Here is a 25,216-nt window from a genome sequence, read left to right on the forward strand (position 1 = left end):
AGTGTACTTTATATACTGCAATAGCAAAAGGAACAGATTTGAACCATCTTTATCTTCGCTCAGCCCAACAAAAACGTTATCTCGCGTTATTGGAAGACGCCGCCCTACCCGATCTGCAAATCACCGAAGATATCAGCAAAGCCAATATCATCCTCGCCGACCCACCGAAATTCGCGCCGGAGCTTGAAAAGGCAAAGCACCTTCAATGGTTGCAGTCGACCTTTGCGGGTTGTGACGCCCTGTTGGCCAAACCAAGAACTGACTACCAGCTCACCAATGTGCGTGGGATCTTCGGCCCCTTGATGTCGGAGTATGTTATCGGTCAGCTTCTGGCATTAACCCGCCATTTCGCCCATTACCGCGATGCGCAGCTGGAAAGCAAATGGTCACCAGTGCCTTATCAGGGCCTGACCGGAAAATGCATGGTGATACTTGGAACAGGCTCGATTGGTGCGCATGTTGCTAAGACCGCACGTCATTTGGGGATGCAGGTGATGGGTGTGAGCCGCTCCGGAAAACCCGTAGAAGGGTTCGATAACGTTATCACCAACGCCAACATGACAGACGCTTTTGCCAAGGCAGATGTGATTGTCTCAGTATTGCCTTCCACGCCGGAAACCAAAGGCCTGCTCAACCGGGATACGCTGTCTGCTTGCAAACAAGCCATTCTGTTTAACGTTGGCCGTGGGCCTGTGCTGGAAGAAGAAGGTCTCCTCGAAGCTATCGAAGGTGGAAACATCCAGCATGCGGTATTTGATGTATTCAGCAAAGAGCCGCTCGCACCTGAGCACCCGTTTTGGACACATCCATCTATCACGGTCACGCCCCATATTTCAGCCGAAAGCTTCCCGGAACAAGTGTTTGGCATTTTCGTCGACAACTACACACGCTGGCTAAATGGCGAGCCATTAAACTATCAAATGGACTTCACGTTGGGGTATTGATGACAAACACGCCTTTAGGAATCTTGTTGAAAGAGGTGCAAGAGTGCCGCCACTGCGAAGCCCATTTACCATTGGGGCCTCGTCCTGTGGTGCAAGCTGAGTCTTCCGCTAGATTGCTGATTATTGGTCAGGCACCAGGAACCCGCGTGCATGAAACGGGGATTCCGTGGAATGACCCCAGCGGTGATCGACTGCGTGAATGGCTTCAGATGGATAAAGAAAGATTCTATGACCCTGCTCAGATCGCCATCATGCCGATGGGGTTTTGCTATCCGGGGCGCAGCAGTTCCGGCGACCTGCCGCCAAGACCCGAGTGCGCACCCAAGTGGCATGCTGCGATTAAGTCGCATCTAACCAATGTGGAATTGACCCTTTTGATTGGCGATTATGCGCAGCGCTATTATCTGGAAGGTAAGCCCAAAACCTTGACTGAAACGGTGAAAGCCAACACTAACTGGTCACCGGACTTTATCGCGCTCCCCCACCCTTCTCCCCGCAATAATCTGTGGCTGAGGAAAAATCCATGGTTCGACGCAGAGATCCTGCCCATGTTGAGAAAACGTATTGATCAGCTTTTCTTATGACAATCAGCTTTTTTCTGAACATCAAATCACACCAAACAAGTATTTAATTTCAATTTCATGATTTTCAAATAGTTAATTAGGGCGTACAGCTTTGCGAGGAATTTTCCCGGTGAACCTGATTGATACGATTTCTGCAAAATAGCGCATAAAATTCGTTCTTAAATAACTTGATCAGCATTTAACAAGTCAAACAGCTTTAACCTGTACGTTATTTTCCAAATGAAAGAGATGGTCATCTAATTATTTGTTTTTAAATGAAATAAACATAATGTTCAGCTTTCTTAGGAAAATTCCCGACGAACCCTGTACAAGACGGCAGGAACGAAAAAGGCCAGCATCTGCTGGCCTCAATAAATGTAAACGGTATTACTTGTGGTAAGGCTTGGAAAGCTCGTGTACCGCATCCACAAACACACCTGCATTTTCAGGCGGTACATCCAAGTGAATGCCGTGACCTAGGTTGAATACATGGCCAGTGCCATTGCCGAAACCTTCCAGAATCGTCGCCACTTCCTGACGGATACGCTCTGGTGATGCGTAAAGCATGGATGGGTCCATGTTGCCTTGCAGCGCCACTTTGTCACCGATGCGGCGTTTGGCGTCTGCCATATCAATGGTCCAGTCCAGACCCACACCATCACAGCCTGTTGCCGCAATTTTCTCCAGCCACATACCGCCGTTTTTGGTGAACAGGGTGACCGGTACGCGACGGCCATCGTTTTCACGGATCAGGCCATCAACAATCTTGTGCATATATTGCAGCGAGAAGTCGTTGTAATCACGTGGGGTCAGCACACCGCCCCAAGTATCAAATACCATTACTGACTGTGCACCCGCTTTGATTTGCGCATTCAGGTACTCAATCACGCTGTCCGCCAGCTTATCCAGCAACAGGTGCAGGGTTTGTGGCTCGGCGTACATCATCTTTTTGATTTTAGTGAAGGCCTTCGAGCTACCGCCTTCCACCATATAAGTCGCCAATGTCCATGGGCTGCCAGAGAAACCAATCAGCGGCACTTTACCTTCCAGACCTTTACGGATAGTGCGAACTGCATTCATCACGTATTGCAGTTCACCTTCCGGATCTGGTAGACAGATTTTTTCCACGTCAGCTTTACAGGTGATTGGGCGCTCGAATTTCGGGCCTTCGCCAGTTTCGAAGTAAAGGCCCAGACCCATTGCATCTGGAATGGTCAGAATATCGGAGAACAGGATAGCCGCGTCCAGATCGTAACGACGCAGCGGCTGAAGGGTCACTTCACACGCCAGCTCAGCATTTTTACACAATGACATAAAGTCGCCAGCTTCCGCGCGGGTTGCCTTGTACTCAGGCAGATAGCGGCCAGCCTGACGCATCATCCATACCGGCGTGTAATCTACCGGTTCCTTCAACAGCGCACGCAAATAGCGGTCATTCTTTAGTTCTGTCATTGTCTACATCCTGCAAATTTGGTGGCGGTATTGTACCACCCTCGGAGGACAACAAAAGACACCCTTTGTGGAGGCGATCATAAATATTGTCTCTAGTGATACCGTACATTTGCCGGATCTTTAATGACATGTTAAATATTTGCACAAATAACAAAATGTCTGACAGACACTACCCATAATCGCATCTTACACCCGCCTCCCTACGGCGGGTTTTTTTTGCCTATTACCCCCCTCCCTGTTGCGACACCTGAAGCGCGACACCTGTTGCATTTTGCTTCATCACCCTGACTAAGAAACCTATTAACCGATTGATTTAAAACAATACTCATATTGGCACTTTACTTGCCAAAAGGCGACCAAACCCATTGCAAAGGATGCAAAGTGATGACAAAAAATGCCACCTACTCATATTGGCTTACTCTCCCCCTTCTATTCCTACTGGCCATTTATTTTATTCCACCGGCTAACGCTGCAACATCAGACAGCGACTGGCCAAAATACCATCGACTGGATAATGGCTGGCGATACAGTCCTTTGGCAGACATCAATAAAGCCAATGTGGACAAACTCAAGGTGGCATGGATTCACCAGCCCGGGGACATCCAACATGGCTTACAGGCCACCCCTATTGTCCTTGATGGTGTCATTTATTACGTGGCAGCCAATAACAATGTCTATGCCGTGGATGGCGAAACACTTTGGCACTACCAGCCTGAACTCGACCCTATTGTGACCAGAGTGTTTTATCAAGCCGCCAGCCGCGGTGTGACGGTAGGGCATGGCATGGTTTATCTTGGCACTCTGGATGGACGTTTTATCGCCCTCAACCAGAAAACGGGTAAGCCCGTCTGGAAGCGCAAAATTACGGACCTGAAATCCTGCTACGGTTGCCTGTTTTCATCACCACCACAACTGGCGGGCGAGGTGCTGTATGGCGGAACAACAGGCGGCGACCAGCCTCAGCGGGGAAAAATTTATGCGGTCAATGCCCTGAACGGCCAACCGCTTTGGGAGTTTGACACCATCAGTGATGATCCTGAAAGCTGGCCGGGCGACACAGGAAATGTCGGAGGCGGCGGAGCGTGGATGCCGGGTGTGTACGACGAGAAAACCGACCTCATCCATATTGGAACCTCCAACGCTGCCCCGGATTTTTTTGGTGAGGTGCGCAAAGGCGACAACAAATACACTGCGTCCTTACTGGCGATTGAAGCCAAGACCGGGAAGTTGAAATGGTTCTTTCAGGAGGTTCCCCACGATGTCTGGGACTATGACTCGGCGTATGAAATTGTCACCATTGAACACGAAAACCGGGATGTCATTTTCCATCTCAACAAAGGAGGATTCGTTTACGTTCTGGATAAAAAGACTGGCAAGCCTATTAATATCTGGCCCCTTTCACAAACCTACAACTGGGTCGAATCAGTCAATCCAAAAACCGGAGAGTTGATAGGTCGCAACGAGCCTAAACTGGGTGAAGAAAAAGTTCTCTGCCCTTACCTTCTCGGTGCGCGCAGTTGGAACCACGGTGCCTATAGTCCGAAAACTGGGCTCTGGTATACCAATGCAATGGAAGTCTGTAACAAGATCATCGCCGCAGAGCAAAATCCCGAGAAAATTGGCATATCAGGTCTCTATCTAGGTGTTTCCCTGCTGGAAGCCGTAGCCCCACCGAATCAAAAAGCCAGTGCCCGGCTCGATGCCCGCGACCCCATCACGGGTGAAGTCCGTTGGAGTGTTAATTATCCCATTCCTGGTTTAGGCAGTGTTTTAGCCACTGCAGGCGGGTTGGTTTTTAACGGAGATGTGTTTGGCAAAGTGTTCGCTTATGACGCTGCTAACGGTGATGAGTTGTGGTCTTTCAACACAGGGTCTGGTATTCGCTCAGGGATAATCAGTTACGGAAAAAATGGAAAACAATATCTACTCGTGCCAAGTGGCTTTGGCTCCCACGCCCCAGGCTTTATGGCAAGTGCGTTTCCTGAAGTTTCCGGCCTGCCCGGCGGGGCGGCGCTCATCGCATTCAGCATCGACAAATAAGGAGAATTTGCGATGAATAGGCCATTTACTTCCAACGCTCTAGGGCAATGTTTAGCAGTGATAGGACTGGTATTGATGCTGCTCCTATCCAATGAAGCAATTGCTGTCGCCGTACCAATCACACAGGAATCACCACTAAACATCCCCACCTCTCCTGCTGAAATAAAGCAGGGAGAAATCCGCTTCTACCAGAATTGTGCCTACTGCCATGGCGCAAAAGGAATTGGCGGGAAGTCTAAAAAGCTGCAATGCCGTGACTTTGAGGGTGATTACTTGTTTGACACCATTTCAAATGGGCTCCGAAGGGGCAGTCAGTTCATGCCCCCTTGGGCCGATACGTTTTCCGAGTCTGAACGGCTGGAGCTGGTCGCGTATATTCTTTCACTTCGCACTCTTGAGACCTGCCTGTGAGTCCTGAATCTAGAAAGCATTTTGTTTGGCTGATAATAAGTGGGATATGGGCGATATCGCCCATAGCCCGTCCTTTTTCCCTTCAGGAGTCAGTGCAGCAAGCAGGACTCCTTACCGTCTGTGCCTCCCGTGAGGCTCTCCCACTTTCTGGCGAAGACAGCCCCAAAGGCGCATTCATTGAGATTGCCGAAGCGGTGGCCAAAGCATGGCATGTATCCCTGTCCGTTGAATGGATCTGGGCAAGGTATCAGATACGAAAGTCCGACTGCCAATTGATACTCGGTGTTGCGCTGGCACAAAATCCACAAACCCATGCCCGCTTTGCCCCAGCGCTACTTGAGCATAATCTTGTTTGGGTGCAGGCTGTGCCGAACTCCTATGAACTTGCCTCACTCCCAGACAACCTGCGAGTTGCAGTCTCTTCAGGGTCAGCCGCCCACAGGAAAATGCTGGAGCATCTGCCAAACAGTCAACTCAGGGTAGGATTCGGCAATGACCAAGATATGCTGAGCGCAGTTATGGCTGGTGACGTGGATATGGCTATCGTCTCGAATCTCTCGTTTTCATGGTTTATCCATCAGTTGGGCAATAATAAGGAGCGGTTACGCGCTTCGCCATTTCCTGATACTGAGCAGGTCATTTCATATCCCATGACCATAAGTATCCGCCATGCTGACTCGCTGGACGAGTCAGATGTTCGTGAAGTGCTAGAGAATTTGGAAGAAAGTGGCACGCTAACCGAGATTTTAAGCCAGTATGGTCTGACATTGAGCCCAAGGTTTTCAGACGCCGATGCCAGCCTCCCCCGCCAATATCAGGAACCTATTGGGAAGTCGCCTCGCCACAACATCATTACTGGTCAATAACGTTGAATTAGCGTTTCCCTTGCGGTTGGTAGTGACGCTCGATTCTCTCTTTTTTCATCCTGCGATGGATGGTGGATCGATCCACTCCCAAAGCACGGGCAGTTTCTGAAATGTTCCAGTTGTAGGCTTCCAGTGTTGCCAACAGCTCTTGGGTGACCGAGGAAACACACTGTGGCCGCCCTAACCCTGTTTTAATCTCTTCGGGTAAATGCTCTGGCTGGATTTCACCCTCAACACAAAATGCCAACGCGAAGCGGAGCGTATTCTCTAGCTCCCTGATATTGCCCGGCCACGGGTACTTTTCAAGCAGATCGCCCGCCAGTGTTGAAACGTGTACTGGCTTATCTGTCAGTCCCGTTAGAATCTGTCCCACCAACCACAATATATCCGAGCGCTCACGCAGGGCGGGAATTGTAAGGGTCGCTCCGTTGATGCGATAGAAAAGGTCTTCCCTGAAACTGCCATTACTTACCAGATCTGGCAAAGCTTTATGGGTAGCTGCAAGCACCCGGAAGGAAACAGGGATCGCTTTGGTCGCCCCCACTGGAAGCAACTCTCTTTCGGCGAGAACCCTGAGTAATCTTGCCTGAAGCGACAAGGGCATATCCCCAATTTCATCCAAAAACAGGGTGCCGTTGTTGGCCTGCTCAATCAACCCTCTTTTGCCTTTGCTGCGCGCGCCGGTAAAGGCACCGTCTGCATAACCAAAGAGCTCGCTTTCAATCAGACTTTCGGGGATCGCTGCACAATTGATGGCAATGAAAGGGCCGGATTTGCGTGACGAACTTTCATGAATGGCTTTGGCCAAAAACTCCTTCCCAGTGCCGGTTTCCCCGTTCAGCAGAAGTGGCAAGTCCGACATTGATAGCGTGGTCGCTTTGATTGCCAAATCCGCCATCTTGGCATCATCACCATAAAGCGATACCAAACTGCCACTCACGACTTTTTTACGCCGCTGTATTGAAGAAGGCTGCGGGGCTATAGCATGGGCAAACCACAAATCACCATGAATGGTGGCCAGTAGCCTCTCTTCCGTGGGAAGTGCCCGGCTGAGCGCGGGAAGCTCATTGATATCGAGATTGAAAAAGTCCGACAGCAAACAGCCTAACAGTGCATGTGGTTGCCGCCAGTTGTTGCCTTTAATCCGCGAAAGCAGGCGTTGGGTGCTATGTGTCATCCCAATAATCCGGCCTTCCGCATCCACCGCCATCGCGCATTCAGGATCGACATCCAAAAACGCCGGAGATTGACTGAGCCGGATTATCCAGTCCCGCCTGAAGGTATTCATCAACGACGCCATCTCGATGCGACGCGTGCAGGAAGTGACAAGCTGCAAGGTCAATGCCTGGCTGGCTTTGGGCTCAGGGCTTTGGAGCGCAGAGATATCGAGCACAGCAGCCAGTGAACCGTCTACATCGTAAATCGGCGCAGCCGTGCAGGAGAGTGACGAATGCGTGGCATCAAAGTGATCGCTCTGATGCACCGTCAACGCTTCCCCGGTGTAGATACAGGAGCCCACGCCACAGGTTCCTGCCCGCGCTTCAGACCACTCTGCCCCAAGGTAAAGCCCGGCTTTTTTGAGCTCCCAAGTGAGCGATGCATCACCCTGATAATCGACAGTGACTCCCTCAGCATCGGTCAGCATCAACACATATCCGTGATCCGCCACCTGATGATACAAGGCATCGAGTCCGTACTTTGCCGTGCGAATTAGCTTATCGAGCCTTTCCCTATGCTCCTTGAGCTGGGTATGGGGAACAATATACGCCTCCTGCATCACCACAGGATCAAGGTGATAATCGTCGATACACCGTGTCCAAGACGTGGCAATAACATCGTCACGGGATGTTTGACTGCCTTCAATAACGCTTTGCACTTCCTTGATGTGTTCACTGACTCGCATAGTGACTGCCATATGCTACCGCTCCTGTCATTTGATTGATTATTAACCAACAACAAAACAGTCATACAACTCTGTACAACGATAAAGCCGACTTTCCTGCTCCGGTTTCTCACTCACAACACAGAATTTGTTTTCCTGTGACATCCACTACCTGATAACGCCCCACCTGTTGCACGCAAGCGCATCAGCGCCACACATCACCGCAAGAATAAAAACAGTAGGGCATTGATATTTATTAATATTTTCCCTCTCCATCACTTGGCACGTATTTTGTTTAGTCCCTTACACCAGCCAAGAGTAAGGAGTAGCTGTGACTGGATTGACGGTAGGGATCATTGCCAATCCCATTTCTGCCCGCGACATTCGCCGGGTGATCGCCAAAGGCGCCAACCTGCAGCTCACTGACAGAGCAAACATGGTGCTGCGAATTCTGGCAGGACTCGCTCAGAGTGACGTTGAGCATGTGGTGATGATGCCGGAACGGGCAGGCCTTAGAACGCATATAGAACGTGGATTGCATCAAGCTTCGCTGGATAACTTTCGGATGCCAGATGTCCGTTGGCTCTCCATGCCTGTTTCATCCACGGCGCAGGATACACTCGAAGCCAGCCGCGCAATGCGCGAGCTCGGTGTTTCCGCGATTGTCGTTCTTGGCGGTGACGGTACTCACCGTCTGGTGGTCAAAGCCTGCGGAAGCATTCCCATCTCCGGCGTTTCAAGCGGGACCAATAACGCCTTTCCTCCGCTGACAGAACCCACCATCACTGGCATCGCCACAGGTCTTGCAGTATCAGGAAAAATTCCTCCATCACAGGCATTTGAAGCTAACAAACTACTGGAAATCATGGTCAACGAGACCCGTGATATCGCCCTTGTCGATGCAGCCGTCGTTCAAGAGCGTTTTATCGGTGCGCGCGCCGTCTGGCGACCAGAAAGCCTTCGGGAACTGTTTGTTACCTTTGCCGACCCCTCACTGATTGGGCTTTCTTCCATTGCCGGATTAATCCAACCTATCACCCGAAAAGCGCCTGTAGGCATGCACCTTACGTTTACCAGTCCACAAGAAGCACTTTATTCCGTCAATGCGCCACTCGCTCCGGGATTGCTGACGCCAGTTCATATCGGGCACAGCCAGCATTTTGAACCCGATTTACTCATTACGCCTGTCAGCCAGCAGGGCTCTTTCGCCCTCGACGGCGAGCGGGAACTGCCATTTGGCCCTGACGATCAAGTTTCGGTCAACCTCAAACATGACGCTTTCAACACGGTCGATGTACCGCGCTGTATGGCCTTTGCTGCTGAGCATGGCCTGCTTCGCTTTCCATCGACACACACAACAACAACAACATCAAGGAGAAACTCATGAGTGATAATCCATTTCCACTCTCTCGTGAACAGTTGCTGGACGCATACCGGATGATGAAAACCATCCGTGATTTCGAAGAGCGCTTGCACGTCGATTTTTCCCGTGGCGACATCCCGGGTTTTGTCCACCTCTATGCGGGTGAAGAGGCCACGGCCGTTGGCATCATGATGCATTTGAATGACAACGACCGCATAGCCTCGACCCACCGCGGGCATGGCCACTGCATCGCCAAAGGCGTCGACGTGCACGGCATGATGGCGGAAATTTATGGCAAGGAAACCGGTTCGTGCCGCGGTAAAGGCGGCTCAATGCACATTGCAGATTTATCAAAAGGCATGATGGGCGCCAACGGCATTCTGGGTGCTGGTTCCCCGTTAGTGTGTGGCGCAGCCCTTGCCGCGAAACACCTTGGCCACGGCGGTGTGGGTATCAGCTTTACCGGTGATGGTGCATCCAACCAGGGGACGTTTCTCGAAAGCTTAAACCTTGCTGCCGTTTGGCAACTCCCCACCATCTTTGTGATTGAGAACAATGGTTATGCGGAATCTACCTCAGTGGACTGGGCAGTAGCCTGTGACTCCTATGTTGACCGCGCAACAGGCTTTGGTCTGCCGGGCGTCACTGTCGATGGCACCGATTTCTTCGCTGTTTATGAAGCCGCAGGAGAAGTCATTAAACGGGCGAGAAATGGCGGTGGCCCTTCGATGCTGGAATGCAAAATGGTGCGCTTCTTTGGCCACTTTGAAGGCGATGCACAGACCTACCGCGCTGACGGAGAGGTGGAAGATATACGCACCAACCGCTGCTGTCTGAAACTCTTCCGCCAACGTGTGGAAGAAACCGGTCTTATCAATGCAGAAGAATTCAACGCCATTGACAGCGAAGTCGCATCACTTATCGAAGATGCGGTTTGTGCTGCAATTGATGCACCACAACCACCAGCCAGTGCCCTGCTGACCGACGTTTACGTCACCTATTCAGAATAACAAGGAGAGTGATGATGGCCAGAACACTATCAATCAAGGATGCAATTAACGAAGCGATCGATCAGGAAATGTCCCGCGACCCCAACGTTATCATGATGGGAGAAGACATTGTCGGCGGTACCGGCGCACCGGGTGAAGACGATGCCTGGGGCGGCGTACTCGGGGTGACCAAGGGGCTTTATGCCAAACATCCTAACCAGATGATGGATACGCCTCTGTCGGAAAGTGCCTATGTGGGTGCTGCCATTGGTGCTGCTACCTGTGGGCTCCGTCCGATCGCAGAGCTGATGTTTATCGATTTTATGGGCGTCTGTTTCGATCAGATTTTCAATCAAGCCGCCAAGTTCCGCTATATGTTCGGCGGGAAGGCAGAAACGCCAGTTGTTATCCGTGCCATGTGCGGCGCTGGCTTTAGAGCTGCAGCACAACACAGCCAGATGCTCACGCCGCTTTTCACCCATATTCCAGGGCTGAAGGTTGTGTGCCCATCCAATGCTTACGATGCCAAGGGACTGCTTATCCAGTCCATCCGAGACAATGACCCGGTTATCTTCCTCGAGCATAAAAACCTCTATGCCACCGAATCTGATGTGCCGGAAACCCCTTATGCTATTCCTTTTGGCGAAGCCAATGTGCTTCGTGAAGGTAAAGACGTCACTCTTGTGTCTTATGGTCTGACCGTAACACGTGCAATGGAAGCAGCTGAGCAACTGGCGAAACACGGCGTGCAATGTGAGGTGATTGACTTACGCACCCTCTCCCCACTCGATATCGATACTGTGGTAGAAAGCGTCGAAGAAACATGCCGTTTGGTGTGTATCGATGAAGCCAGCCCACGTTGCTCAATCGCTGCGGACGTCTCTGCACAGGTGGCTGAGTCGGCCTTCTCGTCACTAAAAGCACCGATTGCCATGGTGACCCCTCCCCACACGCCCGTACCTTTCTCTCCTTCCCTGGAAGACATCTATGTACCGACCGTTGACGACATTGTCAGCGCCGTAAACCGAACGATGGGGGCGAATGCATGAGTGAGAAAATCATACCTGTGGTAATGCCCAAATGGGGGCTTTCCATGAAGGAAGGCACCCTCACAGAATGGCATGTCGACGAAGGGGATACCATTGAAGTCGGTCAGGTGATCATGGATGTGGAAACCGACAAGATTGCCAGCGAGGTGGAAGCGCCGGATGCAGGGCTCCTAAGACGCAAGGTCGCTGAGGAAGGTGACGTCTATTCGGTTCAGGCTCTGCTCGGTGTACTTGCGCCACCAGAGGTGACAGACGAAGAGATCGATGCCTATATCGCCGCCTTTGTTCAGCCCTCCTCCGAAGAAGGAGATGAGGAAGAAGCGGCCTCAGCCTATGCATTTATCGACACCGACGCAGGACGTATTCGTTACAGTCATCTGAATGCCGACGCCTCTGGAACACCTTATGTGCTGATACATGGCTTTGGCGGCGACTTGGATAACTGGTTGTTTAATCTGGATGCCCTTGCCGAAAAAGCGCCTGTGCTGGCGCTTGATCTTCCAAACCATGGACAGTCAGCGATTTCAGCAGATGTGCAGTTTAACGACCTCATCAACACTGTCGTGACTGTGATGGACAAGCTCGATATTGAGAGAGCCCATTTGTTCGGTCATTCGATGGGCGGGCTTATCAGTGGTGAACTCGCAAGGCTACATCCCAATAAGGTCGCTTCGCTGACTTTGATTGGCAGCGCTGGCCTTGGGAAAGACATTAACAGCAACTATATCCGTGGCTTTGTCGATTCAGAAAGCCGGAAAACCCTAAAACCAGTCTTGCAGCTGCTTTTTGCAGACAGCAGTTTGGTCACGCGAAATCTGGTCGATGATGTGCTCAAGTACAAACGACTGGATGGTGTGAAGGCATCACTGAGCGTGCTCGCCGATCAGCTTTTTGTGGATGGCACCCAAAGCGCTGTTCTGGATTTAGATGCGATCCCGTCACCGCTTGTGATTTGGGGGGAGTCGGATGCGGTAATCCCTGCTTCGCACGCTTCAAACATCAGCAATGCAGAAGTGCACGTTCTCTCGGGGGCTGGACATATGGTGCAGATGGAACAAGCGGCTGCAGTCAATGCCCTCATCCTTTCCTACACCCAATAGGTTTCAGTAGCCACTAAAAAGGGATGCTATGCATCCCTTAATTCTGCGCTTTGACCGCTTCAATCAAGCGTCTGGCAATGGTGCCTTCCGGGGCCACCATCGGCAGGTCATCGACATCAAACCACTGCGCGTCTGTAAGCTCTTCATAATCAGGATTAATCTCACCGCTCTCATAATCTGCGATAAACCCCATCATCAGATTGGAAGGAAAAGCCCAAGGCTGACTGTCAAAGTAGCGGATGTTACTGACTTCTATTCCTGTTTCTTCCTTCACCTCACGGGCAACACATTGCTCCAGCGTCTCTCCCGCTTCCACAAAGCCTGCAATGACTGTGTACATTCTGTTTTTATGTCGCGGGTGATGGGCCAACAGAATTTGTCCTCCCTTTTTTACGGCAACAATCACACAGGGAGAAACTCTGGGGTAATGAACGGCGTGACAAGATGGACATAACATTGCAGGATGGGTCGCATCAAAGTGATTCTGGAGACCGCAACGGCTACAAAATTGCTGTGTATTACGCATGTAATCCAATTGGATTGCCTTACCTGCAAGATTGAACAATTCACTGGGCAGATGTAACAAAGATCGCAAACTGTCCAACTCTGTTTCAACTGCATTGTGATGCTCATACGCATACACAACCTCATGCTCATCGTAGTGACCTATCACATAGCTTGCCTTAATCCATTTATCCAATTGATTTTTAGAGATAAGTGGTAGGTTGTGATCTGCCAACCAGAGTTGTCCATTGGTTACATAACACAGATATACAAGATCTTTTTGATTAGACATAACAACACTTCGATCCTTGCTTAGCCGGGCGATTTGGGGCACTCTAAAATCAGTAACCTGATGTTAGACAATTGATGGCCTGATTGATATGGCTGTAATCCTATAAAAGCGCTCAGGTGCGCTGATCATGAGGAACGTGGTCATGCTTAACAAACTCGAAAAAGCACAACAGCAGTGGGGCGGTTACAGTGATGTGATCGACTACTGGTTGACGTTAAGGCAAGAGCTGCTGGTCCAGTACTGTAAAGTAGCTGGTCTTTCCGGTAATAATAAAAACTGCCTGCCAACAGAAGAAGAATTGAACCATTTCTGTGAGGCTTTAGTAGATTATATTTCCGCTGGGCACTTTAAGATCTATGACATGGTCATGGAGCGTTGGAAAGCGACTGGCTTCTCCACCAATGAAGAGATAGATAGCCTTTACTTTCATATTGTCGAAACGACAGAGCCACTTCTTAACTTCAATGATAAATACAGTGGCTTTGTTCTGGATGATGATAATTTCGCAGGCTTTGACGACGATATTTCCACCGTCGGCGAAATCATGGAAATACGCTTTGAAAAAGAGGACATGCTGATCCAGCTGATTGCGGATAGTCTTGCGATCCCTCCTGGCGCTTAATATTCAAGTTTTCAGGCCTCCCGGTTGATGATGATACCCATCAGCCGGTTTTCTAGACCTCGCTTCTCGCTTCTCGCTTCTCGCTTCTCGCTTCTCGCTTCTCGCTTCTCGCTTCTCGCTTCTCGCTTCTCAGCGATAATCTCTGACTTACTTAAAGTCGGACAATAAAAAAGGCACCCCGAGGGATGCCTTTTATATCAGTCATGACGCGAGATTAGTTCTCGTCGCTTAGACCTGCGTTTAGCAGTGCTGCCAGATCCTGAGAGGCTTGTTCAGCATCGATTTGCGGAGCTACGGGCTCTTCTACCACATTGCGACGCGCTTGGCGCGACTTGTGGTATGCGAAACCGGTACCCGCAGGGATCAGACGACCAACGATAACGTTCTCTTTCAGACCGCGCAGTTCGTCGCGCTTACCAGATACAGCTGCTTCGGTCAGTACGCGGGTCGTTTCCTGGAACGATGCCGCAGAGATGAACGATTCAGTTGCCAGAGACGCTTTGGTGATACCAAGCAGATCGCGCTCGAAGCCTGCAGGCTGTTTGCCTTCCGCTTCCAGCATACGGTTCGCGATAGTGACGCGAGAGTATTCTACCTGCTCGCCTTCCAGGAACTCAGAGTCGCCTGAAGACATGATAGTTACCTTGCGCAGCATCTGACGAACGATAGTCTCGATGTGCTTGTCGTTAATCTTAACGCCCTGCAGACGGTAAACGTCTTGTACTTCGTTAGTGATGTACTCGGTTACCGCACGCACGCCACGAAGACGCAAAATGTCGTGTGGAGATTCTGGACCATCGGCGATGACATCACCTTTCTCAACCTTCTCACCTTCGAATACGTTCAGCTGACGCCACTTAGGAATCATCTCTTCGTATGGTGAACCTTCAGTTGGCGTGATGATCAGGCGACGTTTACCTTTGGTTTCTTTACCGAAGGAAACTGCACCCGTGATCTCTGCCAGAATTGCAGGCTCTTTAGGCTTACGAGCTTCGAACAGATCCGCAACGCGTGGCAGACCACCGGTGATATCTTTCGTACCGCCAGATTCCTGAGGAATACGAGACAGCGTATCACCCACACCCACGTTTGCACCGTCTTCCAGCTGGACAATTGCTTTACCAGGCAGGAAGTATTGTGCAGCCATGTCAGTGCCCGGAATCATCACAGCGTTACCAGATGCATCAAGCAGTCGAACGGTAGGACGCATGTCTTTACCCGCTGACGTACGCTCTGCAGCATCCAGAATAACCATTGAAGACAGACCAGTCAGTTCGTCCGTTTGACGTTGAACGGTAACACCGTCAATCATGTCAACGAACTCAATACGACCTTCCACTTCAGTGATGATCGGCATGGTGTGTGGATCCCAGTTAGCCACGGTTTCGCCCGCATTAACTGCATCGCCATCCAGCTTGCTCAGTACACAACCGTAAGGCAGCTTGTAGCTTTCCTTGGTACGGCCAAACTCATCAACGATAGTCAGCTCAGATGCACGTGAAGTGATCACCAGCTTGCCAGCGTTGTTGGTAACGAACTTCGCATTGTGCAGGTGCATAGAACCGTTGTTCTTCACCTGAATGCTGCTTTCTGCTGCCGCACGAGATGCCGCACCACCAATGTGGAACGTACGCATTGTCAGCTGTGTACCTGGTTCACCGATTGACTGTGCAGCGATAACACCAACAGACTCGCCGTGGTTAACCAAGTGACCACGAGCTAGGTCGCGACCGTAACAGTTTGCACAACAACCGAAGTCAGTTTCACAGGTTACGACAGAACGCACTTTCACCTGGTCAACAGAGTTCTGCTCCAAGATGTCACACCACTTCTCATCAAGCAGGGTGTTGCGTGGCGCCAGTACTTCATCAGTACCTGGCTTGAGTACGTCTTCTGCAACCACACGGCCCAGAACACGCTCACGCAGTGCTTCTTTAACGTCACCACCTTCGATAACTGCCATCATGTTGATACCTTCTGAGGTACCACAGTCAGTTTCAGTGACCACAACGTCTTGAGCTACGTCTACCAGACGACGGGTCAGGTAACCGGAGTTAGCTGTCTTCAGTGCGGTATCCGCAAGACCTTTACGTGCACCGTGCGTCGAGATGAAGTACTGAAGTACGTTCAGACCTTCACGGAAGTTTGCGGTGATTGGCGTTTCGATGATCGAGCCATCTGGTTTCGCCATCAGACCACGCATACCCGCCAGCTGACGAATCTGTGCAGCAGAACCACGAGCACCTGAGTCGGCCATCATGTATACGCTGTTGAACGACTTCTGCGCTTCTTCTTCACCATCACGGTTAATCACGGTGTCGAAAGACAGGTTATCCATCATCGCTTTAGCAACTTGTTCGTTCGCTGCAGCCCAGATATCGATAACTTTGTTGTAACGTTCGCCAGCAGTAACCAGACCAGACTGGAACTGCTCCTGGATCTCAGCAACTTCAGCTTCTGCCGCTTCGATCAGGTCGTATTTCGCCTGTGGGATAACCATGTCGTCGATACCAACAGATACACCAGACAATGCCGCGTAAGCGAAACCGGTGTACATGATTTGGTCAGCGAAGATAACGGTATCTTTCAGACCCAGTGCACGGTAACAGGTGTTCAGCAGAGCAGAGATTTGCTTCTTGCCCAGCGCCTGGTTAACGATGCTGTATGGCAGGCCTTCAGGCACGATTTGCCACAGCATTGCACGACCAACAGTGGTGTCCACCAGCTCAATTTTCTCAGAGCGGTTACCCATTTCGTCGAACAGCACTTCTTTGATACGAACCTTAACGCGTGCATGCAGCTCTGCGTTGCCGGTACGGTATGCTTTCTCAGCTTCCGCAGGGCCAGACAGGTAAAGTGCTTCACCTTTCGCGTTAACTTTCTCACGGGTCATGTAGTACAGACCCAGTACAACGTCCTGAGAAGGTACGATGATTGGATCACCAGACGCAGGAGACAGGATGTTGTTGGTCGACATCATCAGAGCACGCGCTTCTAGCTGTGCTTCCAGTGTCAGAGGTACGTGAACAGCCATCTGGTCACCATCGAAGTCGGCGTTGTATGCCGCACAAACGAGTGGGTGCAGTTGGATTGCTTTACCTTCAATGAGCACTGGTTCAAACGCCTGGATACCCAGACGGTGAAGTGTCGGTGCACGGTTTAGCAGTACTGGGTGTTCACGGATAACCTCATCCAGAATATCCCAAACGACCGCTTCTTCGCGCTCTACCATCTTCTTAGCCGCTTTGATGGTGGTCGCCAGACCACGAGCTTCCAGCTTGCCGTAGATAAATGGCTTAAACAGCTCAAGTGCCATCTTCTTAGGAAGACCACACTGGTGCAGACGCAGGTATGGACCAACGGTGATTACCGAACGGCCAGAGTAGTCTACACGCTTACCAAGCAGGTTCTGACGGAAACGACCTTGCTTACCTTTGATCATGTCAGCCAGAGATTTCAGAGGACGCTTGTTCGAACCAGTAATGGCACGACCACGGCGACCGTTGTCCAGCAGGGCGTCAACTGACTCTTGCAGCATACGTTTTTCGTTACGTACGATGATGTCAGGTGCAGCCAGATCCAGCAGGCGTTTCAGACGGTTGTTACGGTTGATAACACGACGGTACAGATCGTTCAGATCTGATGTCGCGAAACGACCGCCATCCAGTGGTACCAGCGGACGCAGATCCGGCGGCAGTACTGGAAGAACAGTCAGGATCATCCACTCAGGATTGTTTCCAGACTGCAGGAATGCTTCAACAAGCTTCAGGCGCTTGGTGATTTTCTTGCGCTTGGTTTCAGAGTTGGTTTCTTCCAGCTCTTCGCGCATCAGTTCAGCTTCAGCTGCCAGGTCCATATTCGCCAGCAGGGCTTTCACTGCTTCGGCACCCATACGAGCGTCGAATTCATCACCCCATTGCTCCAGCGCGTCCAGATACTGCTCTTCAGACAGCATTTGGCTACGCTCAAGATCGGTCATGCCTGGCTCGATCACAACGTATGATTCGAAGTACAGAACACGCTCGATGTCACGCAGAGGCATGTCCATCAGCAAACCGATACGGCTAGGCAGTGATTTCAGGAACCAGATGTGGGCAACAGGTGAAGCCAGCTCAATGTGACCCATACGCTCACGACGTACTTTGGTCTGAGTAACTTCAACACCACATTTTTCACAGATCACGCCACGGTGCTTCAGGCGCTTGTATTTACCACAAAGACATTCGTAGTCTTTTACCGGGCCAAAGATACGTGCACAGAACAGACCGTCACGCTCAGGCTTAAAGGTACGGTAGTTAATGGTTTCTGGCTTTTTCACTTCACCAAAAGACCATGAACGGATCATGTCTGGTGAAGCAAGACCGATTTTGATTGCATCAAATTCTTCGGTCTTGTGCTGTGCTTTCAGAAACTTAAGTAAGTCTTTCACATTCGGCTCCTGTGAGGAGTTGACCCATAAAAGTGCAGACACTCTACACTTTCATATTGATACCGGAAATTCCCTTTGTATTTGAGATGCAGCCTTATTGCTGCATCTCGTTTTACGCTGGGAAGTGCAAACAAGCGTGGGCTTATTCGTCTTCCAGCTCGATGTTGATACCCAACGAGCGGATTTCTTTCAGCAGTACGTTGAAAGATTCCGGCATACCCGGTTCCATGCGGTGATCGCCGTCGACGATGTTCTTATACATCTTCGTACGACCGTTCACGTCATCCGACTTAACAGTCAGCATTTCCTGCAGGGTGTATGCTGCGCCGTATGCTTCCAGCGCCCACACTTCCATCTCACCGAAACGCTGACCACCGAACTGAGCTTTACCACCCAGCGGCTGCTGAGTAACAAGGCTGTAAGAACCGGTAGAACGGGCGTGCATCTTATCGTCAACCAAGTGGTTCAGTTTCAGCATGTACATGTAACCAACAGTTACAGGACGCTCAAACTTCTCACCAGTACGACCGTCGAACAGGTTCAGCTGGCCAGATTCTGGCAGGTCACCCAGTTTCAACAGTTCTTTGATTGCCGGCTCTGGTGCACCATCGAACACAGGGGTTGCGATTGGCAGACCGCTTCGCAGGTTCTTGATCAGCGTATGCACTTCTTCGTCAGTCAGCGTACTGATGTCCACTTTCTGACGCGTGTCACCCAGATCGTAAACCTTCTGCAGGAACTCACGGAATTTCGCCAGTTCTTGCTGATCTTTGATCATCTTGTTGATCTTGTTACCGATACCTTTCGCCGCCAGGCCAAGGTGGGTTTCAAGGATCTGACCGATGTTCATACGAGACGGTACACCCAGTGGGTTCAGTACGATATCTACTGGCTCACCGGTTTCGTCATACGGCATGTCTTCGACAGGGTTGATCTTAGAGATAACACCCTTGTTACCGTGACGACCCGCCATCTTATCACCAGGCTGGATACGACGTTTAACAGCCAGGTATACCTTAACAATCTTAAGGACGCCCGGTGCCAGATCGTCACCCTGAGTGATCTTACGGCGTTTGGTGTCGAACTTCTTATCGAAGTCAGCTTTCAGCTCGTCATACTGCTCAGCCAGTTGCTCCAGCTGAGTTTGCAGTGCTTCGTCGTCAAGAGTCTGAGAAAGCATCGCCTGACGATCCATGTTCGCCAGTTTGTCTTGGCTGTAACCAGCATTTGCCAGTACACCACGAACACGTGCTACCAAACCACCTTCCAGAATAGAGAACTCTTCTGTCAGGTCTTTCTTGGCTTCTTTCAGCTGCATTTCTTCGATTTCAAGCGCACGCTTGTCTTTCTCTACACCATCACGGGTAAATACTTGTACGTCGATAACCGTACCAGATACGCCGTTAGGAACACGAAGAGAAGAGTCTTTCACGTCAGACGCTTTCTCACCGAAGATTGCACGTAGCAGTTTTTCTTCTGGAGTTAGCTGAGTTTCGCCTTTAGGCGTCACTTTACCTACCAGAATGTCGCCGCCTTTCACTTCCGCACCGATGTATACAACACCAGATTCGTCAAGCTTAGACAGCGCAGCCTCACCCACGTTGGGGATGTCAGCAGTAATTTCTTCGCTACCCAATTTAGTATCACGCGCCACACACTGGAGTTCCTGGATGTGGATGGTAGTCAGGCGGTCTTCCTGTACTACGCGCTCAGATACAAGGATGGAGTCCTCGAAGTTGTAACCGTTCCAAGGCATGAACGCGATACGCATGTTCTGGCCAAGTGCCAGTTCACCCAGGTCAGTCGAAGGACCATCTGCCAGTACGTCACCGCGCTGCACAGGCTCGCCTGGCATCACACATGGACGCTGGTTGATACAGGTGTTCTGGTTAGAACGGGTGTACTTCGTCAGGTTGTAGATGTCGATACCTGCTTCGCCTGGCACCAGCTCATCTTCATTAACCTTAATAACGATGCGTGATGCGTCTACGGACTGAACCATACCGCCGCGTTTCGCAACAGCTGTTACGCCCGAGTCAACCGCTACTGCACGTTCAATACCAGTACCTACCAGCGGCTTATCAGCGCGCAGAGTTGGTACTGCCTGACGTTGCATGTTCGCACCCATAAGTGCACGGTTAGCATCGTCGTGCTCAAGGAACGGGATCAGAGATGCCGCCACCGATACAACCTGGTTGGTTGCAACGTCCATGTACTGAACATGGTCACGTGGGTGCAGACCTGATTCACCTTTCTGACGAGCAGTGATCAATTCATCTGTGAAAGAACCGTCTTCGTTCAGCGCGGCGTTTGCCTGCGCGATAACGAACTGACCTTCTTCAATCGCAGATAGGTAGTCGATGTCATCGGACACTTTACCGTCAACAACTTTACGGTAAGGCGTTTCCAGGAAGCCGTACGGGTTAGTACGCGCAAACGCTGAAAGCGAGTTGATCAGACCGATGTTTGGACCTTCAGGCGTTTCGATAGGACACAGGCGACCGTAGTGGGTTGCGTGTACGTCTCGAACTTCAAAGCCTGCGCGTTCACGCGTCAGACCGCCTGGACCCAGTGCAGAAATACGACGCTTGTGCGTGACTTCTGACAGCGGGTTGTTCTGGTCCATAAACTGTGACAGCTGAGAAGAGCCAAAGAACTCTTTAACTGCCGCAGAGATAGGCTTAGCGTTGATCAGATCCTGTGGCATCACGTTGTCGAGATCGCCAAGGCTCAGACGCTCTTTAACCGCACGCTCAACACGCACCAGACCTACACGGAACTGGTTCTCAGCCATTTCACCAACAGAGCGGATACGACGGTTGCCCAAGTGGTCGATATCGTCCACCTCACCGATACCGTTACGGATATCGATCAGCTTGCGTATCACTTCGATGATGTCATCGTGGCTCAGTACGCCCGGACCGGTCATTTCTTCACGAGTCAGGGAGCTGTTGAACTTCATGCGGCCTACCGCAGACAGATCGTAACGATCTTCTGAGAAGAACAGGCTTTCGAACAACTGTTCTGCAGCTTCACGCGTTGGTGGCTCACCAGGACGCATCATGCGGTAGATTTCTACCAACGCGGTCAGACGGTCAGTCGTGCTGTCGATACGCAGGGTATCAGACATGTACGGGCCGTGATCCAGGTCGTTGGTGAACAGGGTTTCGATCTTCTTGTGGCCAGCCTGAGACAGAAGCGCCAGAGTTTCCAGGCTCAGCTCTTGGTTAGCACCCGCGATGATCTCACCAGTTTCCTCGTTGATGTAGTCACGCGCAGCCACTTTGCCGACGATGTACTCAACAGGGACTTCAATTTGTTTCACGCCGTCTTTTTCGAGCTGGCGAATGTGGCGCGCAGTGATGCGGCGACCTTGCTCGATGTATACCTTACCGTCAGCTTCAATATCGAAGCTCGCAGTTTCACCACGAAGACGATCAGGTACCAGTTCCATCACCAATGACTTGCCCTGAACTTCGAAAACAACTTTCTCGAAGAACATATCCAAGATCTGGTCGGTGGTGTATTCCAACGCACGCAGGATGATCGATGCAGGCAGCTTACGACGACGGTCAATACGTACGTACAGCAGGTCCTTAGGATCGAATTCAAAGTCCAACCATGAACCACGGTATGGAATGATACGCGCGTTATACAGCACTTTACCTGAGGAATGGGTTTTACCCTTATCGCTGTCGAAGAAGACCCCCGGGCTACGATGCAGCTGGGATACGATAACCCTCTCAGTACCGTTAATAACAAAGGTACCATTGTCCGTCATGAGTGGAATTTCACCCATGTAGACTTCTTGCTCTTTGATGTCTTTTACGGTGCCAGCAGGTGCATCTTTGTCAAACATCACCAGGCGCAGTTTAACGCGCAGTGGTGCAGAGTAAGTTACGCCACGGATCTGACATTCTTTAACATCGAAAACTGGCTCACCGAGACGATAGCTAACGTATTGCAGCTCGGAATTGCCGTTGTAGCTCTGAATCGGAAAGACAGAGCGAAAGGCAGCTTCAAGACCGTATTGCCCTTCTGGATCCTGCTCGATAAACTTTTCAAAAGAATCAAGCTGAATCGACAGCAAGTATGGCACGTCCAGAACTTGAGGACGCTTACCAAAATCCTTACGGATACGCTTTTTCTCGGTATAAGAGTAAACCATAGGGTTCCTCAGCTCGCTGATAAGTGACCCAAACTGTCCAGACTGAGGGACAGTAACTAATAACCACCGTTTACTGTAGGAACATCAGAGGGTTAATTCCGATGTATTTGCATGGTCAGCAGTGACTAAACGGGGTGCAAAATTCACCACTGCCCTACAGCGCAAAAAGGCCGGTGGCTATTTAGCCACCAGCCATTAGCCTTTTCAGGCTAAGAAGCTAAGCAATAATTACTTAACTTCAACAGAAGCACCAGCTTCTTCCAGATCTTTCTTCAGAGCTTCTGCTTCTTCTTTAGAAACAGCTTCTTTCAGAGGTGCTGGAGCGCCGTCAACAACTGCTTTCGCTTCTTTCAGGCCCAGACCAGTCGCGCCGCGAACTGCTTTGATTACTGCAACTTTGTTTGCACCAGCAGCAGTCAGGATTACGTCGAATTCAGTTTGCTCTTCTGCAGCTTCACCAGCAGCGGCGCCGCCAGCAACAACTGCTGCAGCAGCAGAAACACCGAACTTCTCTTCCATAGCTTCGATCAGTTCAACAACTTGCATTACAGACATTTCTGCAACTGCGTCTAGGATTTGCTCGTTAGTGATAGACATAACAATTCTCTTTAAAGTCAACAATTAGTTTAAATAGCAACCAGTAAAAAGCAATGCGAATTACGCAGCTTCTTTCTGATCGCGAACAGCCGCGATAGTGCGAACCAGCTTGCCAGCAGACGCTTCTTTCATGCACATCATCAGACGTGCGATAGCTTCGTCGTAAGTTGGCAGCGTTGCCAGTACGTCAGCGTTAGTCAGCGCGCCTTCGAATGCAGCAGCTTTGATCTCGAAATCTTTGTTCTCTTTCGCGAAGTCTTTGAAAAGACGCGCTGCAGCACCTGGGTGCTCAGTAGAGAACGCAATCAGTGTAGGACCAACAAAAATGTCTTTCAGACATTCGTAGTCAGTACCGTCTACTGCACGACGAGCCAGTGTGTTACGGACAACTTTCATGTAAACACCCGCTTCACGCGCTTGTTTACGAAGAGAAGTCATCGCGCCAACTGTTACGCCGCGAGAATCAGCTACAACTGCAGACAGGGCACCGCTGGCAGCTTCGTTGACTTCAGCAACAATTGCTTTTTTGTCTTGAAGATTTAATGCCATTTGGATTTGCTCCTGGATTGTTTTTACACCACTCGCTGCTTCACAGCAGGAGAGTAATTACGGCGCAGATCCAAGAAAGAAATATATCTATCATGTTCCTGGCACCGTCTACGTAGGTAACGATTAAGTCTTACTTATGTAAGACGCCTACGGTCTTGGACGAAGTTCGGCAAGCCGAACTTAGCCATAAATTTGAAGCGAAGAATTATACAGCAACTCATCGCTTCAAGCAATTAGTTTGCTTGTGCGTCCAGAGTGTTCTGGTCAACCGCAACACCTGCACCCATAGTGGTAGAGATGCTTACTTTCTTGATGAAAGCGCCTTTCGCTGAAGAAGGCTTAGCTTTCTTCAGAGCTACCAGCAGAGCTTCCAGGTTACCTTTCAGCTTGTCAGCGTCGAAGTCAACCTTACCGATGGTGGTGTGGATGATACCGTTCTTGTCGTTACGGTAACGAACCTGACCAGCTTTAGCGTTCTTAACTGCTTCAGCAACATTAGGAGTTACAGTACCAACTTTCGGGTTTGGCATCAGACCGCGAGGACCCAGGATAGTACCCAGTTGACCTACAACGCGCATTGCATCTGGAGATGCGATAACTACGTCGAAGTTCATTTCGCCTTTCTTAACTTGCTCAGCCAGGTCTTCCATACCAACGATGTCAGCACCCGCTTCTTTAGCAGCTTCAGCATTCGCACCTTGAGTGAATACCGCTACGCGGATGTCACGGCCAGTACCGTGTGGCAGTACAGTTGCGCCACGAACGTTTTGGTCTGATTTACGTGCATCGATGCCCAAGTTAACAGCAACGTCTACACTTTCAACGAATTTAGCAGTAGCCAGTTCTTTCAGAAGAGCAACAGCTTCGTTGATGTCGTACTCACGAGTCACATCAACTTTCTCGCGGATTACGCGCATGCGCTTAGTCAGTTTTGCCATTGTCTTAACCCTCTACTACCAGACCCATTGAACGAGCGGTACCAGCGATTGAGCGTTTCATCGCTTCAATGTCTGCACCAGTCATGTCTTTCGCTTTAGTTTCAGCGATTTCCTGGATCTGAGCGTCAGTGATAGTACCAACTTTCTCAGTGTTAGGACGGCCTGAACCAGACTTGATACCCGCTGCTTTCTTCAGCAGAACTGCTGCAGGTGGAGTCTTCATTTCGAAAGTGAAAGAACGGTCGCTGTATACAGAGATAACTACTGGAGTTGGCAGACCTTTCTCTAGCGATTCTGTACGTGCGTTGAACGCTTTACAGAATTCCATGATGTTCACGCCGTGCTGACCCAGAGCAGGACCAACTGGTGGACTTGGGTTAGCCATACCAGCTGCAACTTGCAGCTTGATGTAAGCTTCTACTTTTTTAGCCATTACTAAATACCTAAATTTGGGTTCA

Annotated in this window: 19 protein-coding genes; 10 read left to right on the top strand and 9 right to left on the bottom strand. The window is 50.5% G+C overall.

The window, feature by feature from the left end; all coding sequences use genetic code 11:
• Positions 1-38 precede the first annotated feature (38 nt).
• Together GMA8713_RS12820 and GMA8713_RS12825 are read left to right on the top strand one after the other, a co-directional pair.
• On the top strand, positions 39-944 hold the full coding sequence (locus GMA8713_RS12820; protein ID WP_062710306.1) for a D-2-hydroxyacid dehydrogenase: 906 nt from the start codon (positions 39-41) through the stop codon (positions 942-944).
• Positions 944-1,528: a uracil-DNA glycosylase family protein gene (locus GMA8713_RS12825; protein WP_062710309.1), complete on the top strand. Its 585-nt coding sequence runs from the start codon at positions 944-946 to the stop codon at positions 1,526-1,528. Before GMA8713_RS12820 ends, GMA8713_RS12825 begins: the two co-directional genes overlap by 1 nt.
• A 366-nt stretch (positions 1,529-1,894) precedes the next feature.
• Here the strand turns inward: GMA8713_RS12825 and hemE are convergent, their stop codons facing one another.
• Positions 1,895-2,959 carry a uroporphyrinogen decarboxylase gene (gene hemE / locus GMA8713_RS12830; protein WP_062710312.1) on the bottom strand — a complete coding sequence of 355 codons (1,065 nt, stop codon included), beginning with the start codon at positions 2,957-2,959 and terminating at the stop codon, positions 1,895-1,897.
• Positions 2,960-3,343: 384 nt separating this feature from the next.
• Here hemE and GMA8713_RS12835 point away from each other — a divergent pair, with 384 nt between their 5' ends.
• The 3 genes from GMA8713_RS12835 (at position 3,344) to GMA8713_RS12845 (ending at position 6,276) form a co-directional block, all read left to right on the top strand.
• The gene (locus GMA8713_RS12835; protein WP_062710315.1) at positions 3,344-4,999 is read left to right on the top strand and encodes a pyrroloquinoline quinone-dependent dehydrogenase; all 1,656 of its coding nucleotides are present in this window, start codon (positions 3,344-3,346) and stop codon (positions 4,997-4,999) included.
• Between the two features lie 12 nt (positions 5,000-5,011).
• Entirely contained in the window at positions 5,012-5,410 is a 399-nt protein-coding gene (locus GMA8713_RS12840) for a c-type cytochrome (protein ID WP_062710317.1), read from the top strand.
• A 92-nt stretch (positions 5,411-5,502) separates the two neighbouring features.
• Positions 5,503-6,276, top strand: a complete 774-nt coding sequence (locus GMA8713_RS12845) for a substrate-binding periplasmic protein (protein ID WP_062710321.1) — start codon at positions 5,503-5,505, stop codon at positions 6,274-6,276.
• 7 nt (positions 6,277-6,283) lie between these two features.
• On the opposite strand, the gene GMA8713_RS12850 is transcribed toward GMA8713_RS12845, so the two are convergent.
• Positions 6,284-8,191, bottom strand: coding sequence for a sigma-54-dependent Fis family transcriptional regulator (locus GMA8713_RS12850; protein ID WP_062710324.1), 1,908 nt, complete (start codon positions 8,189-8,191; stop codon positions 6,284-6,286).
• 298 nt (positions 8,192-8,489) lie between these two features.
• Between GMA8713_RS12850 and GMA8713_RS12855 the strand changes: the two genes are divergently transcribed.
• From GMA8713_RS12855 to GMA8713_RS12870, 4 genes are read left to right on the top strand one after another with little or no spacing between them, the layout of a single operon-like run.
• On the top strand, positions 8,490-9,545 hold the full coding sequence (locus GMA8713_RS12855; protein WP_062710327.1) for an ATP-NAD kinase family protein: 1,056 nt from the start codon (positions 8,490-8,492) through the stop codon (positions 9,543-9,545).
• Complete coding sequence (locus tag GMA8713_RS12860) at positions 9,542-10,531, top strand: thiamine pyrophosphate-dependent dehydrogenase E1 component subunit alpha (protein WP_062710330.1); 990 nt, start codon at positions 9,542-9,544, stop codon at positions 10,529-10,531. Before GMA8713_RS12855 ends, GMA8713_RS12860 begins: the two co-directional genes overlap by 4 nt.
• 14 nt (positions 10,532-10,545) lie before the next feature.
• Positions 10,546-11,559 (top strand): alpha-ketoacid dehydrogenase subunit beta, encoded by a 1,014-nt coding sequence (locus GMA8713_RS12865; protein ID WP_062710332.1) that lies wholly within the window; start codon positions 10,546-10,548, stop codon positions 11,557-11,559.
• Positions 11,556-12,659: an acetoin dehydrogenase dihydrolipoyllysine-residue acetyltransferase subunit gene (locus GMA8713_RS12870; RefSeq protein ID WP_062710335.1), complete on the top strand. Its 1,104-nt coding sequence runs from the start codon at positions 11,556-11,558 to the stop codon at positions 12,657-12,659. The genes GMA8713_RS12865 and GMA8713_RS12870 overlap by 4 nt, the downstream gene beginning before the upstream one ends.
• A 37-nt stretch (positions 12,660-12,696) precedes the next feature.
• On the opposite strand, the gene nudC is transcribed toward GMA8713_RS12870, so the two are convergent.
• On the bottom strand, positions 12,697-13,455 hold the full coding sequence (gene nudC / locus GMA8713_RS12875; protein ID WP_062710338.1) for an NAD(+) diphosphatase: 759 nt from the start codon (positions 13,453-13,455) through the stop codon (positions 12,697-12,699).
• A gap of 142 nt (positions 13,456-13,597) precedes the next feature.
• Between nudC and GMA8713_RS12880 the strand changes: the two genes are divergently transcribed.
• Entirely contained in the window at positions 13,598-14,077 is a 480-nt protein-coding gene (locus tag GMA8713_RS12880) for an Rsd/AlgQ family anti-sigma factor (RefSeq protein ID WP_062710341.1), read from the top strand.
• Between the two features lie 214 nt (positions 14,078-14,291).
• Here the strand turns inward: GMA8713_RS12880 and rpoC are convergent, their stop codons facing one another.
• The 6 genes from rpoC to rplK all read right to left on the bottom strand — a co-directional run bounded on the left by rpoC (position 14,292) and on the right by rplK (position 25,191).
• Positions 14,292-18,506 carry a DNA-directed RNA polymerase subunit beta' gene (gene rpoC, locus GMA8713_RS12885; RefSeq protein WP_062710344.1) on the bottom strand — a complete coding sequence of 1,405 codons (4,215 nt, stop codon included), beginning with the start codon at positions 18,504-18,506 and terminating at the stop codon, positions 14,292-14,294.
• A 142-nt stretch (positions 18,507-18,648) separates the two neighbouring features.
• Positions 18,649-22,674: a DNA-directed RNA polymerase subunit beta gene (gene rpoB / locus GMA8713_RS12890; RefSeq protein ID WP_062710347.1), complete on the bottom strand. Its 4,026-nt coding sequence runs from the start codon at positions 22,672-22,674 to the stop codon at positions 18,649-18,651.
• A 228-nt stretch (positions 22,675-22,902) separates the two neighbouring features.
• Positions 22,903-23,271 carry a 50S ribosomal protein L7/L12 gene (gene rplL, locus GMA8713_RS12895; RefSeq protein ID WP_002542039.1) on the bottom strand — a complete coding sequence of 123 codons (369 nt, stop codon included), beginning with the start codon at positions 23,269-23,271 and terminating at the stop codon, positions 22,903-22,905.
• Positions 23,272-23,331: 60 nt separating this feature from the next.
• Positions 23,332-23,820, bottom strand: a complete 489-nt coding sequence (rplJ, locus tag GMA8713_RS12900; protein WP_002542041.1) for a 50S ribosomal protein L10 — start codon at positions 23,818-23,820, stop codon at positions 23,332-23,334.
• A gap of 233 nt (positions 23,821-24,053) precedes the next feature.
• A complete protein-coding gene (rplA, locus tag GMA8713_RS12905; protein WP_002542043.1) occupies positions 24,054-24,758 on the bottom strand; it encodes a 50S ribosomal protein L1 in 705 nt (234 codons plus the stop codon).
• A 4-nt stretch (positions 24,759-24,762) separates the two neighbouring features.
• A complete protein-coding gene (rplK, locus tag GMA8713_RS12910) occupies positions 24,763-25,191 on the bottom strand; it encodes a 50S ribosomal protein L11 (protein ID WP_062710350.1) in 429 nt (142 codons plus the stop codon).
• Between the last annotated feature and the right edge of the window lie 25 nt (positions 25,192-25,216).

It is taken from the genome of Grimontia marina (assembly GCF_900060185.1).
Classification (GTDB): domain Bacteria; phylum Pseudomonadota; class Gammaproteobacteria; order Enterobacterales; family Vibrionaceae; genus Enterovibrio; species Enterovibrio marinus.

Bases quoted from the DNA above. Each gene is read 5' to 3' on its own strand.
- GMA8713_RS12825 (WP_062710309.1), top strand. From the start codon at position 944: ATGACAAACACGCCTTTAGGAATCTTGTTGAAAGAGGTGCAAGAGTGC.
- hemE (WP_062710312.1), bottom strand. From the start codon at position 2,959: ATGACAGAACTAAAGAATGACCGCTATTTGCGTGCGCTGTTGAAGGAA.
- GMA8713_RS12835 (WP_062710315.1), top strand. From the start codon at position 3,344: ATGACAAAAAATGCCACCTACTCATATTGGCTTACTCTCCCCCTTCTA.
- GMA8713_RS12840 (WP_062710317.1), top strand. From the start codon at position 5,012: ATGAATAGGCCATTTACTTCCAACGCTCTAGGGCAATGTTTAGCAGTG.
- GMA8713_RS12850 (WP_062710324.1), bottom strand. From the start codon at position 8,191: ATGGCAGTCACTATGCGAGTCAGTGAACACATCAAGGAAGTGCAAAGC.
- GMA8713_RS12860 (WP_062710330.1), top strand. From the start codon at position 9,542: ATGAGTGATAATCCATTTCCACTCTCTCGTGAACAGTTGCTGGACGCA.
- GMA8713_RS12865 (WP_062710332.1), top strand. From the start codon at position 10,546: ATGGCCAGAACACTATCAATCAAGGATGCAATTAACGAAGCGATCGAT.
- GMA8713_RS12870 (WP_062710335.1), top strand. From the start codon at position 11,556: ATGAGTGAGAAAATCATACCTGTGGTAATGCCCAAATGGGGGCTTTCC.
- nudC (WP_062710338.1), bottom strand. From the start codon at position 13,455: ATGTCTAATCAAAAAGATCTTGTATATCTGTGTTATGTAACCAATGGA.
- GMA8713_RS12880 (WP_062710341.1), top strand. From the start codon at position 13,598: ATGCTTAACAAACTCGAAAAAGCACAACAGCAGTGGGGCGGTTACAGT.
- rpoB (WP_062710347.1), bottom strand. From the start codon at position 22,674: ATGGTTTACTCTTATACCGAGAAAAAGCGTATCCGTAAGGATTTTGGT.
- rplL (WP_002542039.1), bottom strand. From the start codon at position 23,271: ATGTCTATCACTAACGAGCAAATCCTAGACGCAGTTGCAGAAATGTCT.
- rplJ (WP_002542041.1), bottom strand. From the start codon at position 23,820: ATGGCATTAAATCTTCAAGACAAAAAAGCAATTGTTGCTGAAGTCAAC.
- rplA (WP_002542043.1), bottom strand. From the start codon at position 24,758: ATGGCAAAACTGACTAAGCGCATGCGCGTAATCCGCGAGAAAGTTGAT.
- rplK (WP_062710350.1), bottom strand. From the start codon at position 25,191: ATGGCTAAAAAAGTAGAAGCTTACATCAAGCTGCAAGTTGCAGCTGGT.